14 protein-coding genes and 1 pseudogene are annotated in these 14603 nt (G+C 69.7%); 3 read left to right on the top strand and 12 right to left on the bottom strand.

Translation table 11 applies throughout. The features are described from left to right. Positions 1 to 85 precede the first annotated feature (85 nt). The 4 genes and pseudogenes from M1L60_RS13025 to M1L60_RS13010 form a co-directional block, all read right to left on the bottom strand. Entirely contained in the window at positions 86 to 457 is a 372-nt protein-coding gene (locus M1L60_RS13025; RefSeq protein ID WP_253237643.1) for a hypothetical protein, read from the bottom strand. Between the two features lie 190 nt (positions 458 to 647). Next, entirely contained in the window at positions 648 to 1388 is a 741-nt protein-coding gene (locus M1L60_RS13020) for a pseudouridine synthase (protein WP_253237642.1), read from the bottom strand. Continuing rightward, entirely contained in the window at positions 1375 to 2178 is an 804-nt protein-coding gene (gene scpB, locus M1L60_RS13015) for an SMC-Scp complex subunit ScpB (protein WP_438862105.1), read from the bottom strand. The genes M1L60_RS13020 and scpB overlap by 14 nt, the downstream gene beginning before the upstream one ends. A gap of 2134 nt (positions 2179 to 4312) precedes the next feature. Beyond that, positions 4313 to 5153: pseudogene (locus M1L60_RS13010) on the bottom strand (segregation and condensation protein A); the annotation flags it as partial. 781 nt (positions 5154 to 5934) lie between these two features. Here M1L60_RS13010 and M1L60_RS13005 point away from each other — a divergent pair. After that, entirely contained in the window at positions 5935 to 6351 is a 417-nt protein-coding gene (locus tag M1L60_RS13005; protein ID WP_253237641.1) for a nitroreductase/quinone reductase family protein, read from the top strand. A 196-nt stretch (positions 6352 to 6547) separates the two neighbouring features. On the opposite strand, the gene M1L60_RS13000 is transcribed toward M1L60_RS13005, so the two are convergent. From M1L60_RS13000 to M1L60_RS12975, 6 genes are all read right to left on the bottom strand, one after another. Continuing rightward, positions 6548 to 6814: a hypothetical protein gene (locus M1L60_RS13000; protein ID WP_253237640.1), complete on the bottom strand. Its 267-nt coding sequence runs from the start codon at positions 6812 to 6814 to the stop codon at positions 6548 to 6550. A gap of 263 nt (positions 6815 to 7077) precedes the next feature. Continuing rightward, complete coding sequence (locus M1L60_RS12995; protein ID WP_253237639.1) at positions 7078 to 7749, bottom strand: zinc metalloprotease; 672 nt, start codon at positions 7747 to 7749, stop codon at positions 7078 to 7080. A 25-nt stretch (positions 7750 to 7774) separates the two neighbouring features. Continuing rightward, positions 7775 to 8704, bottom strand: coding sequence for a ParA family protein (locus M1L60_RS12990; protein ID WP_250033582.1), 930 nt, complete (start codon positions 8702 to 8704; stop codon positions 7775 to 7777). Positions 8705 to 8820: 116 nt separating this feature from the next. Then, entirely contained in the window at positions 8821 to 9732 is a 912-nt protein-coding gene (locus M1L60_RS12985; RefSeq protein WP_253237978.1) for a site-specific tyrosine recombinase XerD, read from the bottom strand. Then, on the bottom strand, positions 9729 to 10844 hold the full coding sequence (gene ald / locus M1L60_RS12980) for an alanine dehydrogenase (protein WP_253237638.1): 1116 nt from the start codon (positions 10842 to 10844) through the stop codon (positions 9729 to 9731). The genes M1L60_RS12985 and ald overlap by 4 nt, the downstream gene beginning before the upstream one ends. 105 nt (positions 10845 to 10949) lie before the next feature. After that, positions 10950 to 11609, bottom strand: a complete 660-nt coding sequence (locus tag M1L60_RS12975) for an alpha/beta fold hydrolase (protein WP_253237637.1) — start codon at positions 11607 to 11609, stop codon at positions 10950 to 10952. Positions 11610 to 11663: 54 nt separating this feature from the next. Between M1L60_RS12975 and M1L60_RS12970 the strand changes: the two genes are divergently transcribed. Further along, positions 11664 to 12629 (top strand): helix-turn-helix transcriptional regulator, encoded by a 966-nt coding sequence (locus M1L60_RS12970; protein WP_308208459.1) that lies wholly within the window; start codon positions 11664 to 11666, stop codon positions 12627 to 12629. 49 nt (positions 12630 to 12678) lie between these two features. Here the strand turns inward: M1L60_RS12970 and M1L60_RS12965 are convergent, their stop codons facing one another. Further along, on the bottom strand, positions 12679 to 13101 hold the full coding sequence (locus M1L60_RS12965; RefSeq protein WP_253237636.1) for an Imm63 family immunity protein: 423 nt from the start codon (positions 13099 to 13101) through the stop codon (positions 12679 to 12681). A 4-nt stretch (positions 13102 to 13105) separates the two neighbouring features. After that, entirely contained in the window at positions 13106 to 13861 is a 756-nt protein-coding gene (locus M1L60_RS12960; RefSeq protein WP_253237635.1) for a DeoR/GlpR family DNA-binding transcription regulator, read from the bottom strand. Positions 13862 to 13920: 59 nt separating this feature from the next. Between M1L60_RS12960 and M1L60_RS12955 the strand changes: the two genes are divergently transcribed. Continuing rightward, the gene (locus M1L60_RS12955; RefSeq protein WP_253237634.1) at positions 13921 to 14598 is read left to right on the top strand and encodes an NUDIX domain-containing protein; all 678 of its coding nucleotides are present in this window, start codon (positions 13921 to 13923) and stop codon (positions 14596 to 14598) included. The last annotated feature ends 5 nt before the right edge of the window (positions 14599 to 14603 follow it).

Below are 14603 nucleotides of genomic sequence, written 5' to 3'. Positions count from 1 at the left end.
ACGATGCCGGCGCGCGGCTGATTCCGTTCCAGAGCGCCTCGGCCTGTCCAGGTCTGGCAGTTCCATGCGGGGTAGAACTGGTCGCTCAGTCCGAGGAGTCGCCGGTTTCCAAGGGATGGGGAACGACCTGGCAGGCACCGGCGATCTCACCCTCGGCGACGAGCCCCTCGATCGCCTCGATCATCGCCGTGATGCCCGGCCGGGGTGTGATGACCAGGTCCGTCGAGAAGAAGTAACGGCCACCCGCAGCTTCACCGGTCTCCGCCCACCGGCGCAGCACAGCATCAATGGCGTCAAGCGTCATGAGGGTCGCGTAGTAGGTCGGACCACCGGCCACGGTCACGTAGATTTCTTGTTCCCGAAGCTCTTCCAACTCGTCGTCCGGCACAGGAGGAAAGCGCGCAACGAACTGCTCACGGCGAACGACAAGGTAGCGCCCGTCCCGGATGACATTCATGCCGCCTCGATTCACACGCTCGGCGTGGGTCCGCTCGACCCGTCGGACGCTCCAGGGCGAGGGACGTGGAGAGACGGGCAGTCCGGCGACGCGCGTGGAGGTGGGATGTATGCATGACGGGTGCTGCTGGCTCAGCCAGAACACAAAGGGGGCCCGGATCTTTCCGGACCCCTTTGTGAAGCGGTGGACGTCAGCTGTCGCCGGCGGCCTTGAACAGGGCGGCCACCTCGGCGTTGGAGAGGTGGCGGAAGCCGCCGGGGCGGAGGTCGCCCAGACGGATCGGGCCCACTGCCGTGCGGATCAGGCGGGTTACCGGATGGCCGACCTCTTCGAGCATGCGGCGCACGATGTGTTTGCGGCCCTCGTGCAGGACGATCTCGACCTGCGCGGTCTTGCCGAGCGCGCCGAGCAGCTTGAACCCGTCGGCCTTGGCCGGGCCGTCCTCGAGTTCGACGCCGCTGAGCAGCTGGCGGCCGACGTTGCGGGGCAGCGGGCCGTTGATGACCTCGGCCACGTACGTCTTCTGGATCTCGTAGCGGGGGTGGGTGAGCTTGTTGGTCAGCTCACCGTCGTTGGTGATCAGCAGCAGGCCCTCGGAGTCGGCATCGAGCCGGCCCACGTGGTGCAGGCGCACGTCGAACTGGCCGACGAAGTCGGCGAGCTCGTTGCGGCCCTTCTCGTCGTCGAGCGTCGACACGACGCCTCGGGGCTTGTTGAGGGCCAGGTAGACGAGTTTGGTGTCGGTGATCACCCGCTGCCCGTCGACGAGGATCTCGGCTTTAGTGGGGTCGACCTTGTCGCCGAGCTTGGCGACCTTGCCGTTGACCGTGACGCGTCGGCGGAAGATCAGGTCTTCGCAGGCGCGGCGGGATCCAACACCGGCCGCCGCCAGGACTTTCTGGAGGCGTTCGGCGGTGTCAGCCTGTGGCATCGAGCACTTCTTCCACGTCGTCGGGCAGGAACGGAGCGAGCGGCGGCAGCTGATCGACCGAGTTGAGGCCGAGCTTCTCGAGGAACAGCCCGGTCGTGCGATACAGGTGTGCCCCGGTTTCGCTCTCGGTGCCGCATTCCTCGATCAGGCCGCGAGTGACAAGCGTACGCATGACCCCGTCGCAGTTCACACCTCGGATGGCGCTGATCCTCGACCGGGTCACCGGCTGCTTGTAGGCGACCACGGCCAGTGTCTCCAGCGCCGCCTGGGTCAGCCGCACAGACTGCCCGTCGAGAACGAACCTTTCCACGTACGCCGCGTATTCCGGCCGCGTGTAGAGACGCCAGCCACCGGCCACCCGCCGCAGGTCGAACCCGTGCCCCGCCGCCGTGTAGCGGGCCGACAGATTGTCGAGCATCAGCGCGATGCGCTCGGTCGGCTGTTCCAGGATCTGCGCGAGCTGCAGCTCGGCCACCGGCTCGTCGACCACCAGCATGATCGCCTCGAGTGCGGCCGCCAGCTCCGCATCGTCGGTCAACCCCGGAAGATCCATTTCCGGCGTACGCAGCTCAGCCTCGTCGATCGTGACGTCCACCTTCGCCGCCCGGCGCTTCTGCCCCGGCACCGCCGCTTCGGTGACCGCCGTATCGGCAACCGCAGCTTCTTCTGCTGCGGCCTTCGTGGTCTCAGCCTTCGCAGCCTTGGGGGTAGCGGGCTTAGCCGCAGCCACCGCGGGCTCTTCCGGGGTGTCGTCCCACTCCTCGTCGGTGGCGTCGTCGTCCTGGTCGATGACGGCGTCGTCCTGGTCGATGACGGCGTCGTCCTGGTCGATGACGGCGTCGTCCTCCGGGTCGTCCTCGGAGTCGGACACCGGCACCTCGTCGGCGAACGGCAGATCCATCTCGCCGTCGTCGCTCACGTCATCGTCGGCCGCCGCGTCGAACACATCGCCCGCGTCGTCACCTTCCGGCGGCAGCGGGGCATCGACCGGAGTTCCCGGCTCGTTCTCGTCCGCGGCTTCGACGGCCTGCTCGATCGGTTCCGGCAAGGGCAGCTCCGGCCCCGGCGTCACATCGACCGGCTCGGCCTCGCTCACCGACTCTCGGAGCCCGACCTCGACGTCCACTCCCACCGCGTCGTCCTCGGTCGCAACGACCGGGTTGGCCCCCTCGAAAGCCGGATCGAAATCGTCGTCATCATCCGACAACCCCGACTCGTCGATCGACTCCGTGTCCTCCGGAGCCCCCACCGCAGGTCCGGAGTCCGCCCGTCCCCCGCCGGCCCGCACATCCGCGACGGCCCCGGAGGCACGCTCCTCAGCCACGACCCGGCCCGCGAACACATCGTCCTCGCTCCCGCCGGCTGCTGTTGCAGCATCACGCTCGGCGTCGTCCGCATCTTCGCTGTCGACGTCAGAAGGGGTTGACTCCGCGCCGGCTTCAGCTCGCGCCTCTTCCTCGGCAACGTCGGCGTTGCGGGCAGCGTCGCCGTGGGGTGCGTTGGAGTGGGGATTGTCGGCTTCCGCTCGGGCCCCGGCCTCAGCGGCGGCCTGATAGTTGCGGTCCGGCGTTCTCGGGGCCCGTTCCCACGGCGGCACCCAGGCGGCGGCTTGGGCCGCGAGTGAGTCCTGCCGCTCGTCGTCGCTCACGATCGTCCCCTCGCGTCGTCGTCTTCCACGCCAAGATCATCAAGCCGACGGCCCACGTCAAGTCGGTCATCCGCCCCGGAGTTACCCGATCCAGGCGATTCCCCACTCTCACCCTCGGAGTCACCCGCCCGCCGGCCAGCGTCCACCACGCCGCCAACGATGCCCTGCCCAGGCGCGGCCACGCCGTCACGGCCGTCCCCGACGACAGCCCCAGTGGGAAGATCGCCACCGTTCGCATCCTCGACAGGCTCAAGATCGGCGGCGTGATCACGCAGGTCGGTGGCCGATCCAGCGGGTACGAGGATGGCGTCGGTGTGCTCGAGGTCGGGATCGCCCAGCTCACGGGGTGCGTCATCCGGGTCGGCCTTGGCCGCGGGAGGCTCGGTGGAGAGGAAGGTCAGTTCGGCGAACTGGCTACGAGAGTCGTCCGGCTCCCCCGCACCGTCATCCGGGTCGGTTTCGGCGAGCGAACCAGTGGCGAGGGTGGCCACGTCGCCGAGTTCGTCGTCGAAGTCGTCCAGCTCCGAGGCATCGTCAGCCGAGTCAATTCCGGCAACGGTTGGCTCAGCGGAAAGAGCAGCCGCGCCAACGAACTCGTCCCTGGAATCGCTCAGCTCCGACGACTCGTCGTCTGCATCGATCCCGGCCACAGCCGACCCGGCAGAGAGTGTGGTCGCCTCGCTGTAAGAGTCGTCCGGCTCCCACGCATCGTCGTCCGGGTCGGTTGTGGCGGGAGATCCGCTGAAGGGAGTGTGCTCGCCGTTGGCGACGTCGTCCGGGCCGGTCGCGGCGGACAATCCTGCAGAGAGGGCGCGCCCGCTGTCGTCATCGTCCGCGTCGGTTGTGGCGGGCAACCCGCCGGAGCGGGCGCGCCCGCTGCCGTCGCCACCGGTCAGGTCGGTCGCGGAGAGCAACCCAGCGGGGAAGGCGGGCTCGCTGTCGGCGTCGTCATCCGGGTCGGCTGTGGCGAGCAACCCGCCGGAGTGGGCGTGCCCGCTGCCGTCGCCACCGGTCAGGTCGGTCGCGGAGAGCATCCCAGCGGGGAAGGCGGGCTCGCTGTCGGCGTCGTCATCCGGGTCGGCTGTGGCGAGCGACCTACTGAACGGGGCGTGCTCGCTGTCGTCCGAGTCGTCGTCGGGGTCGGTTGCGGCGCGAGACCTGCTGAACGGGGCGTGCTCGTTGTCGTCCGGGTCGTCGTCGGGGTCGGGGGCGTTTTGGAGGGCTGTTACGTCGCTGTCGGTTATGGGTTCTGCTGGTGGGGCGTCGGGGTCGGGTTTGGTGCCCTCGTAGTCGTCGATGTCCAGGTCGGCGTCTGTGGCGTCGCCGCCGATCCAGCGGACTGTCAGTTCGTCGAGGGAGACCGGCTGTTCGAAGTCGATCAGGCCCTCGCGGTACAGCTCTAGCAGGGCCAGGAAGCGGGCCACGACTTCCAGCGTGTTTTCGCAGTCGGCGACCAGCAGGCTGAATGTTGCCTGGCCGGCGCGGCGCAGGCGGTCGCGTAGCAGGGTGGCGTGTTCGCGGACGCTGACGCGTACCTGGTGGATGTGGGCGATCGACACCTCGGGCGGGCCGGGCTTGGGGGCGAACTGTTTGAGCGCCAGCTTGAACAGGCGCTCGGGGCCGACGCCCAGCACCAGCTCGGGCAGGGCCTCGGCGTACCTCGGCTCCATCGACACGTCTCGGGGCCAGCGGCGCATGCCGTTGATCTCGAGTTCCATGATGTGCGAGGCGGCCTCTTTGTAGGCCTTGTATTGCAGCAGACGGGCGAAGAGCAGGTCGCGCGCCTCGAGCAGGGCCAGGTCTTCCTCGTCCTCGACGTCGGCGGCGGGCAGCAGGCGGGCCGCCTTGAGGTCGAGCAGGGTGGCCGCGACCAGCAGGAACTCGCTGGCCTCGCCCAGGTCCCAGTCGTCGCCCATGGCCCGGATGTACGCGATGAAGTCGTCGGTCACCTGGTGCAGGGCGACCTCGGTGACGTCGAGCTTGTGCTTGCCGATCAGCTGCAGCAGCAGGTCGAACGGGCCGGTGAAGTTGTCGAGCCGCACGAGGAACTTGCCGTCGTCGATCGGGTTGCCCTCGGCGTCCACCGCGACGCCGTCGGCATTCACCGGGGCGCTCATCGGCAGGCCGTCGTCGGCGTCGAGCGGCGTCGCGGCGGCATCGACAGCCGGCGCCGGGACGGCATCGACAGCCGGCGGCGCGGCGTCGGTCACCGGCACGGGAGGCCCGGCGGGCGGATGGGTCGACTCTTCAGGCACGAACTGACCGTAGACCACGGCTCCGACAACCTGCTCCCGCCTCACAGGTCAACTCCCATCGCTCCAGTTGATCAACGTCGGAGGGGGCGACGGGTGACTGGTTGATCAACGCGGGAACGAGCGATGGGTTACTGCAAGATCAACGCGAAACAGAGCGGCTGGTTACTGACTGACCAACGCCCAAGACTGCAGCGAGCAGTGGATGATGGCCCGCCGACCGGCTGATCAAAGCAGAAAACGACGACCGGCCACCTGATGAGAGTAGAAAGCGACAAGCGACCGCCTGGTCGGAGCGGAACGCGACAAGCGGCCGCTCAATCAAAGTAGAACGCGACGAGCGGCGACCTGGTCAGAGCAGAAGGCGACAAGCGGCCGCTCAATCAGAGTAGAACGCGACGAGCGGCCACCTGGGCAGAGCAGAACGCGACAAGCGGCCGCTCAATCAGAGTAGAACGCGACGAGCGGCCACCTGGGCAGAGCAGAACGCGACAGGCGGCCACTTAGTCGGAGCGGGACGCGACAGGCGGCCACCTGGTGGGAGCAGAACACGACGGCCGGGTGACTGTTCACCACCGGCCATATCGGATGCTCGGTCGAGTACCGCGGAAGTCAGATATTCCCGCCGTCAACTACTCTTTGGATCATGGCTTCGTTCAATGACACGATCATCGCGGACTTCCGCGCCCGCGACGGCGTGCTCGGCGGGCACTGGGAGGGCAAGACGACCCTCCTGTTGCACACGCCCGGGCGCAAGACCGGCAAGGTGACCGTCAATCCACTCGTCGCGGCGCCCGACGGCGACACGTACCTGCTCTGCGGCAGCGCCGGCGGCGCGCCGAGCGAACCGCAGTGGGTGGCCAACCTCGAGGCCCTCGAAGGTCCGGTCACCATCGAGCTCGGCGCCGAGACTGTGCAGGCCGACCACCGGGTCGTCCGGCCGGGCCAGGACGCCGACTGGGAGCGCCTCTACGGCGTGTGGCGGGCCTACTGGCCGGACGCCGCCGACTACGAGACCAAGACCGACCGCAAGTTCCCGATCGCCGTGATCACCGTCCGCTGACCGACAAGGCGCGGGCCGACAAATCGCGGCCCGACATGGCGCGGCCCAACAACGCGCGGCCCAACAACGCGCAGGCCAACAACGCGCAGGCCAACAACGCGCGGGCCAACAACGCGCGGCCCAACAAGGCGGAGACCCGCTGACCTGCGCGAACGGGGAGCGGCAGCCGAGCAGAGAGCTAGCCGCTCCCCCGCGATCAAGCGGCCAGCACCAGATCGGGTGCCGGCGATGGTTCGTACGCACCCTGGACCACACTTCGCGCCCAGCGCATGCGGACGGCGGCGGTCTCGGGGTAGTCGCCGTAGGCGGCGGCCAGGGCGGCCACGCAGCCGCGGGTGCCACCGGCGCGGCGCACCGAGGCGGCGATCGCGTTCTCGACGAGGGTGGCGTCCGGGCGCGATCCGCAGGGCAGGTCGCTGGCGAACAGGGCGGCGGCGCGGGCGGCGAGCATCTGGCTACGCATGTCGATCAACTCCGGTGGACGAGCCGACGAAGGTGGATGGGCCGACAAAGCTGGCTGAGCCGTGAAGCTGGCAGAGCCGTGAAGCTGGCAGAGCCGTGAAGCTGGCAGAGCCGGTGAACGGTGGATGGGCCGACGGAAGTAGCTGAGCCGGTGAAGCTACGAAGAGTGGCTGAGCCGATGGAGGTGAAAGTGGAGCCACTTCAGAGTGCGCCCCACGCGCCACAGATCGCCTCCTGGTTTCCACCGGAGGCACGAATCGGGGACTACCCCCAGACGCGGACGAAGACCAGGCCCAGGCCGTTCAGGATCAGCAGCAGGAACGGCGCGCCGAACGGGAACAGACACAGGATGAGCAGCACCAATACGCCGATGTTCTTGTCCTCGAACCACAGGCGCATCCACTGCATACCCCGACCGGGGCGGCTGACGGCGTTGTAGAGGATGCCGAAGCCGTCGAGCGGCGGGATCGGGATCAGGGCCAGCAGTCCGAAGCAGAGCAGGCCCACGGCCAGCGACAACACGATCTGGTCGACGAACGGCACGCCGCCCAGGCCGAGGAGCACGTCGGCCGGTCCGATCTGCGACAGAAAGTTTTCCGGGTACGCCAGGGCGTAGCCGAGCAGGATCAGCTGGGACACCAGGATGCACAGCACCGGGCCGGCCGCGAAGACCATGATGGCCCGGGCCTTGCCGCGGTAGCGGGGCACGTCGTCGACGGTGAGGATCTTGCCCCAGCCCATGCCGCCGATTGCGGCCGCCACGGCGCCGAACGGGTCGACGTCCTCGCGCAGGCGCGGGGTGATCGAATCGCGTCGTTCGGCCAGGCCGAGGCTGCGCGCGGTCAGCCGGATGGCGACGGAGCGCAGGACGAGCGCGAGCAGGAAGGAGAGAACCAGGGCGACGAACGCCACCGGATCGCCAAGGGCGTAGAGCACGGATCTCCAAAAAGAAGAAGAGCGGTCAGCCGCGCTCAGCCTTGGCGGCGATGACCTCGCGGGCCAGCTGCCGGTAGTTGCGGGCCCCGGACGAGGCCGGGTCGAGCGTGGTGATGGGCGCGCCGGCCACCGTGGACTCGGGGAACTTGACCGTCTTGGTGATGACGGTCTGGTAGACCTTGTCGCCGAACGCCTCGACCACGCGCTGCAGCACCTGGCGGCAGTGGGTGGTGCGGGAGTCGTACATGGTGGCCAGGATGCCCTCGAGCTCGAGGTCGAAGTTCAGCCGTTCGCGCACCTTGTCGATCGTGTCGAGCAGCAGGGCCACACCGCGCAGCGAGAAGAACTCGCACTCGAGCGGGATGAGCACGCCGTGCGCGATGGTGAGCGCGTTGATCGCCAGCAGGCCCAGCGAGGGCTGGCAGTCGATCAGGATGAAGTCGTATTCCTTGCGGACCGAGCGCAGCACGCGGGCCAGCGCCATCTCGCGCGCGACCTCGTTGACCAGCTGGATCTCGGCCGCCGAGAGGTCGATGTTGGCCGGCAGCAGGTGCAGGCCGGCGACGTCGGTCTTGATGATGACGTCCTCAGCGGTCACGTCGTCCTGCATGAGCAGGTTGTAGATGCTGAGGTCGAGGTTGTGCGGGTTGACGCCGAGGCCGACCGAGCACGCGCCCTGGGGGTCGAAGTCGACCAGCAGCACCTTGCGGCCGTACTCGGCCAGGGCCGCGCCCAGGTTGATCGTCGTGGTGGTCTTGCCGACGCCGCCCTTCTGGTTGGCGAGGGCGATGATCCGCGCGGGGCCGTGCCGGTCGGTCGGCATCGGCTCGGGGATCGGACGGCGCATCGTGTACGCGGTCGGGTCGGCCGGTCCCAGGTCGGCGCCGAGATCCATCGAACCCTGTTGCTCGCGGAGCGCCGAGGTCCAGGCCTCTGCACGATCGTTACCTGCCATGCCCTCGCCCCCTCCCCGACTCGTTACAGCCGGAGTCGATGCCCGACTGTACGCCACACGTGCCGTCGATCCGGGCCAGCCTGTCGGCGTGTCGCCATCTATGGGTGCGCAATGCTCTAACGAGCGCGCGGGTGTGCGGTCGCGTAGATCTCGCGCAACCGGTCCACCGTGACCAGCGTATAGACCTGGGTGGTGGTCACCGACGCGTGCCCCAGCAGCTCTTGCACGACGCGCACGTCGGCGCCCCCGTCGAGCAGATGTGTCGCATAGGAATGCCGCAGAGTGTGCGGGCTCACGGCGTGCGGCCCCTCGACCGGCAGACCGGCCGCGGCGGCGGCGCGGTGCAGGATCGTCCACGCGCTCTGCCGCGACAACTGTCCACCCCGGGCGTTGAGGAACACAGCCGGGGTGCCTCGGCCATTGGCGGAAAGCGCCGGTCTTCCTCGTACCAAATAAGCCCCCAACGCGGCCTGGGCGTACCCGCCGACCGGGACCAATCGGGTGCGGCCGCCCTTGCCGTGCAGGATCGCGGCCGGGTCGTCGCCGAGCTCGAGGTCGTCGATGGCCGCGCCGACGGCCTCCGAGATGCGCGCGCCGGTGCCGTACAGAAATTCGAGCAGGGCTTTGTCGCGCAGGCCGAGCGGGGTGTCGGCGGGCACGTCGAGCAGCCGGGTGACCTGGTCGACGTCGAGCGCCTTGGGCAGGCGCTGGGCCAGGGTGGGCGGGCGGACCTCGGCCGCGACGTCGGCCGCGACCAGGCCCTCGCGGGCGGCGAAGCGGTGCAGGCCGCGGACGGCGCTGACCGCCCGGGCGGCCGACGACGCGGCCAGGCCCTCGTCGCGCAGGGCGGCCAGGTGGGCGGTGATCCGGGCGGTGCCCACCGAGGCGAGATCGTCGATCCCGTCCTCGGCGAGCGCCCGGGCGTACCGGTCGAGGTCACGCCGGTACGAGAGCAGGGTGTTGCGCGACAGCCCACGCTCGACGGTCAGATGGTCGAGGTAGGCCTGGATGACGCGCGGGATTTTCAGTTGAGCACCTCGGCGAGATCCACTGCTGACATGCCGTGCGCCTCCGCGACCGGTCCGTAGGTGACGTGCCCGTCGTGGGTGTTGAGGCCCAGGGCGAGCGCGTGATCGGCTCGCAGGGCGTCCCGCCAGCCGAGATTGGCCAGTTCCAGAGCGTACGGCAGGGTGACGTTGGTCAGTGCGTAGGTGCTGGTGTGGGGCACCGCGCCCGGCATGTTGGCCACGCAGTAGAACAGCGACTGGTGCACCTGATAGACCGGGTCGGCGTGGGTCGTGGGCCGCGAGTCCTCGAAGCAGCCGCCCTGGTCGATCGAGATGTCGACGAGCACGCTGCCCGGCTTCATGCGCGCCACGAGCTCGTTCGAGACCAGATTGGGGGCCTTGGCCCCGGGGATCAGCACGGCCCCGATGACCAGGTCGGCGTCGAGCACGGCCTTCTCGATCTCGTACGCGTTGGAGGCGACCGTCTGCAGGTGGCCGCGATAGTCGGCGTCGGCCGCGCGCAGCCGGGCGATGTTGCGGTCGAGCACCAGGATCTCGGCCTGCATGCCGAGCGCGATGGCGGCCGCGTTCATGCCGCTGACGCCGGCCCCGATGACCACGACCTTGGCCGCGTACACGCCGGGCACGCCACCCATCAGGACGCCGCGGCCACCGCCGGACCGCATCAGGTGGTACGCCCCGACCTGCGGCGCCAGCCGGCCCGCGACCTCGCTCATGGGCGCCAGCAGGGGCAGCGACCGGTCGGGCAGCTCGACCGTCTCGTAGGCGATGCCGGTGACCTTGCGGTCGACCAGCGCGTCGGTGCACTCCTTGGACGCGGCCAGGTGCAGATACGTGAACAGCACCTGGCCGGGCCGCATGCGCGGGTACTCCTCGGCGATCGGTTCCTTGACCTTGAGGACGAGTTCGGCCTCGCCCCATACCTCGTCGGCCGTGTCCAGGATCGTCGCGCCGGCCGCGATGTAGTCACCGTCGGTGATGGACGACCCGGAGCCCGCCCCGGCCTGGACGACCACCTGGTGGCCGTTGCGCCGGAATTCGTAGACCCCCGCGGGCGTGATGGCCACCCGGAACTCGTTGTTCTTGACCTCGCTGGGAATGCCGACCTTCATCGAGCCGACACCGTCCTTTCTCAACGCTGAGTGACGATCCCCGGCGGCCGCCGTTCCCGGCCGCCCCGCCGAAGACTACCTCGCGTTATGGACGCTTTGTCCTTTTCACCGCGATGACAGAAGAGCGGCCAGCTCGGTCGGGCGGGTCAGCATGGGCCAGTGGCCGGAGTCGATGTCGATCAGCTCCAGGTGCTTGACCTTGGCCAGTTCGGGCAGATCACCGGCGGCGATCCACTCGCGGGCCTGGTCCGGGGTGAACTCCGGGCAGATCAGGGTCACGGGTACGTCGTACCGGCGCTCGTCGTTCAGCCGGACCACCCCCTTCGCGACCCCCTCGGGAACAGTGACCGCCGCCGCCTCGAAGGCCTTGCGGGCCTCGGGGGTGAGGTCGTCGGCGTCGGGGCCCTCGAAGGGGTCCCAGCCCGGGAAGGGCATCGTGCCGTCGACGATCGGGAAGAAGCTCGCGTACTCCGAGCCGTCGGCGTTCGGGAAGCCGCCGATCAGCACGACTTTGGCCACCTTGCCGGGGCGCTGGTCGGCCACGATCCAGGCCAGCGAGCACGCGGCGGAATGGCCGACGACGACCGATTTTCCGGGCGCGGCGTCGACGGCGGCCAGGACGGCCTCCACCTGGTCGTCCAGCGTCGCGCCGGGCTGCACGGGCAGCGACACGGCCACGGCCGTCTCCAGTTCGGACACCACATCGTCCCAGGCCGAGGCGTCGAGCCACAGGCCACCCACGAGCACGATCTGTTCTGCAGTCATGAGAGCCAACCTAGGACCCATTCCGGACGTTCCGCTTCCGGTACGGTCACGGATGTGCCGACCGGTCTCAGTCCCACCGCGCGGGCGCTGCGCACGCTCGAGATCCTCCAGGCCCGCCCGGGCACCACCGCGGCCCAGCTGGCCGAGCAGCTCGGCGTCACCGAGCGGGCCGCCCGCCGCTACGTCGAGATCCTGCGCGAGGCCGGCATCCCGGTCGAGGCCGTCCGCGGGCCGTACGGGGGTTACCGGCTGGGCCGCGGCACCCGCCTGCCCCCGGTCGTGTTCACCGAGGAGCAGGCGCTCGGGCTGGTCATGGCCGTGCTCGACGGGCAGCCGGCCGCGATGGACGCCGACGATCTGGTCGGGGCGGCGCTCAGCAAGGTCATCCGGGCCCTGCCCGAGGGCATCGGCCGACAGGCGGCGGCACTACGGACGTACGCCTCGGCCGCCCCCGACCGCCGGGCCGCGCGCGCCGATCCGGCCCGGACCAGCGCGCTGGTGGCGGCCGTGGCCGACCGGCGGCGGGTGCTGGTCACGTATCGCAACGAGGGCGGCGACGAGTGGGACGCCGAGGTCGACCCGTGGGCGGTGGTGGTGCGGTTCGGCCGCTGGTACCTGCTGTGTCACTCGCATCGGGCGGACGCCATCCGTACGTACCGGATCGATCGCATTCACGCCGTGCAGCGCCTGCCGCAGTCGTTCGTGCCGCCCGACGACCTCGACCCGGTGGCCGCGCTCGACCGCAACCTCGGCGTGGGCTGGAAATACACCACCCGGGTGCTCTTCCACGCGCCGCTGGAGCAGGTCGAGCCGTGGATCCGCTCGCCCATGGGCACCCTCGAGGCCGACGGCGAGCGCTGCGTGCTGACCGGCACCACGGCCAACCCCCGCATGTACGCCCAGGAGTGGCTGGCCACCGTCCCCATCGACTTCACCGTCGAGGGCGGCCCCGAGCTGCGGGCGGCCGTGGCCACCGTGGCCGAACGCTTCGGCAAGGCCCTACCGCACGACGACGCCTAGCGTCTGGGCCAGGGCCGGGGCAGCTTCGGCCAGCTGGTCGTGGCTGGCGTCAGGGTAGCCGTTCGGCCTGTTCACGACGGCGTCGCTGCTCCCACTCCGGGTCGAGGGCGCGCAGCAGGGCGAACTGCCGTTCCCACAGGGTGACCCGGAATTCCTGTTCCTCGACGGGATGGTGGGTCGCCCAGACCCCGGCCATGGCGTAGGTCGTGGCGTCGAACGACCAGTAGAGAATCTCGTCGCGCGAGGTGGTGGTGCGGTCTTGCAACACCTGGCCGCGCTCGACCACCAGCCAGTGGTAGGTGCCGTCGGCGTCCACCTGCACGTAGGGGTGGGCGGCGTCGCGCGGCTCGAACGCGACCAGGTCGGCCGTGGGCGCGTTGATCAGCGCGCCCAGGCGGTCGACCTCGGCTCGCAGCACCTCCAGACCACCCTGCGAGTTGCCGGGCCCGGAGTCACGACGGAACTGCTTCATGTAGTCAACGATAAGGCGCAGCGACGATGGGGACCTGCAGGCCGTCGAAGGCGGGGTCGGTCGCCGGCACGTCGGTGATGATCCCGGCGATGTCGCTGAAAGGCAGCACTGTGTACGGCGAGGCCGCGCCGATCTTTTCGGCCGAGGCCAGCACGTACGTCTCGGCGGCGCGCGACGCGAGCGTCCGTTTCATCGCGGCCTCGTCGGGGTCGCCCGTCGTCAGGCCGGCGCGGTGGTGCACGCCGGTCACGCCGAGCAGGAACAGGTCGGCTGCGATGCCCGACGCGGCCTCGGCCGTGGTCGCGCCGCAGGTCACCGCCGAGTGCTTGAACAGCCGGCCGCCGAGCACCAGCACGTCGACCGAGCGGTGTTCGACCAGAGCGGCGGCCACGGTGACGCTGTGCGTGACGATCGTGGCCGCCAGGTCGGCCGGGAGCGCGGCCACGACGGCCAGCGCCGTGGTGCCGCCGTCGAGCAGCACGGTCGCGCCGGGGCGGATCAGGCCGGCGGCCGCGGCGGCGACGCGCTTCTTGCTGTCGGGGGCCACCGCCGTCCGGGTCCGGTAGTCGGCCGCGGCCGGGGCGGCCGGCAGGGCTCCGCCGTACACCCGCTGGCAGAGACCCGCCGCGGCCAGTTCGCGCAGGTCGCGGCGGATGGTGTCCTCGGGCAGGCCGAGTTCGGCCGCGACGTCTTTGGCCACGAGCTTGCTGTCCGCGTGCAGGCGGGTCAGCAGCAGATCGCGGCGCTCGGCCGGCAGCATTACGTGTTTCTCCTCATTATTGTCGACTGTTGCGCGTTTCCCGGCTAGCGTACCCGACCATGAACGGAACCCCAGGCCTCGACCGGCCCGACCACCGCGGCCGCACCGGGCTCGACCAGGCCGGCCGCGACCTCACCGGCAACCCCGACGTGAAGATCCTCGACGTGGAGCTGCTGGCCACCGCGTGGCACGTGCTGCGGCGGACGACGTTCGACTACCGCCACCGCGACGGCCGCTGGACCACCGAGCAGCGCGAGACGTACGACCGGGGCGACGGCGCGACGATCCTGCTGTACGACCGGGAGCGGCGCACGGTGCTGCTGACCCGGCAGTTCCGCTACCCGGTCTATGTGAACGGGCACCCCGACGGCATGCTCGTCGAGGCCGCGGCCGGGCTGCTCGACGACGACGATCCGGCCCGCGCGATCCGGCGCGAGGCGGCCGAGGAACTCGGGGTGACGGTCGGCGAACTACAGCACGTGTTCGGTGTCTGGATGAGCCCCGGTTCGGTCACCGAACGTCTGCACTTCTACGCCGCGCCCTACACGGCGGCCGACCGCACCGGCCCCGGCGGCGGTGTGGCCGAGGAGGGTGAGGACATCGAGGCCGTCGAGCTCGACTTCGACGAGGCCCTGCGGCAGACCACCGACGGCCGCATCGCCGACGCCAAGACGGTGATGCTGCTGCAATGGGCGGCTCTGCACGGCCCGTTTCGGCAGAACGCTGATATGTATTGATTGGG

This window comes from Paractinoplanes aksuensis (assembly GCF_024137025.1).
GTDB lineage: Bacteria > Actinomycetota > Actinomycetes > Mycobacteriales > Micromonosporaceae > Actinoplanes > Actinoplanes aksuensis.
The sequence above is the reverse complement of the archived record's forward strand: the minus strand, read 5'-3'. Positions and strand labels throughout refer to the sequence as shown.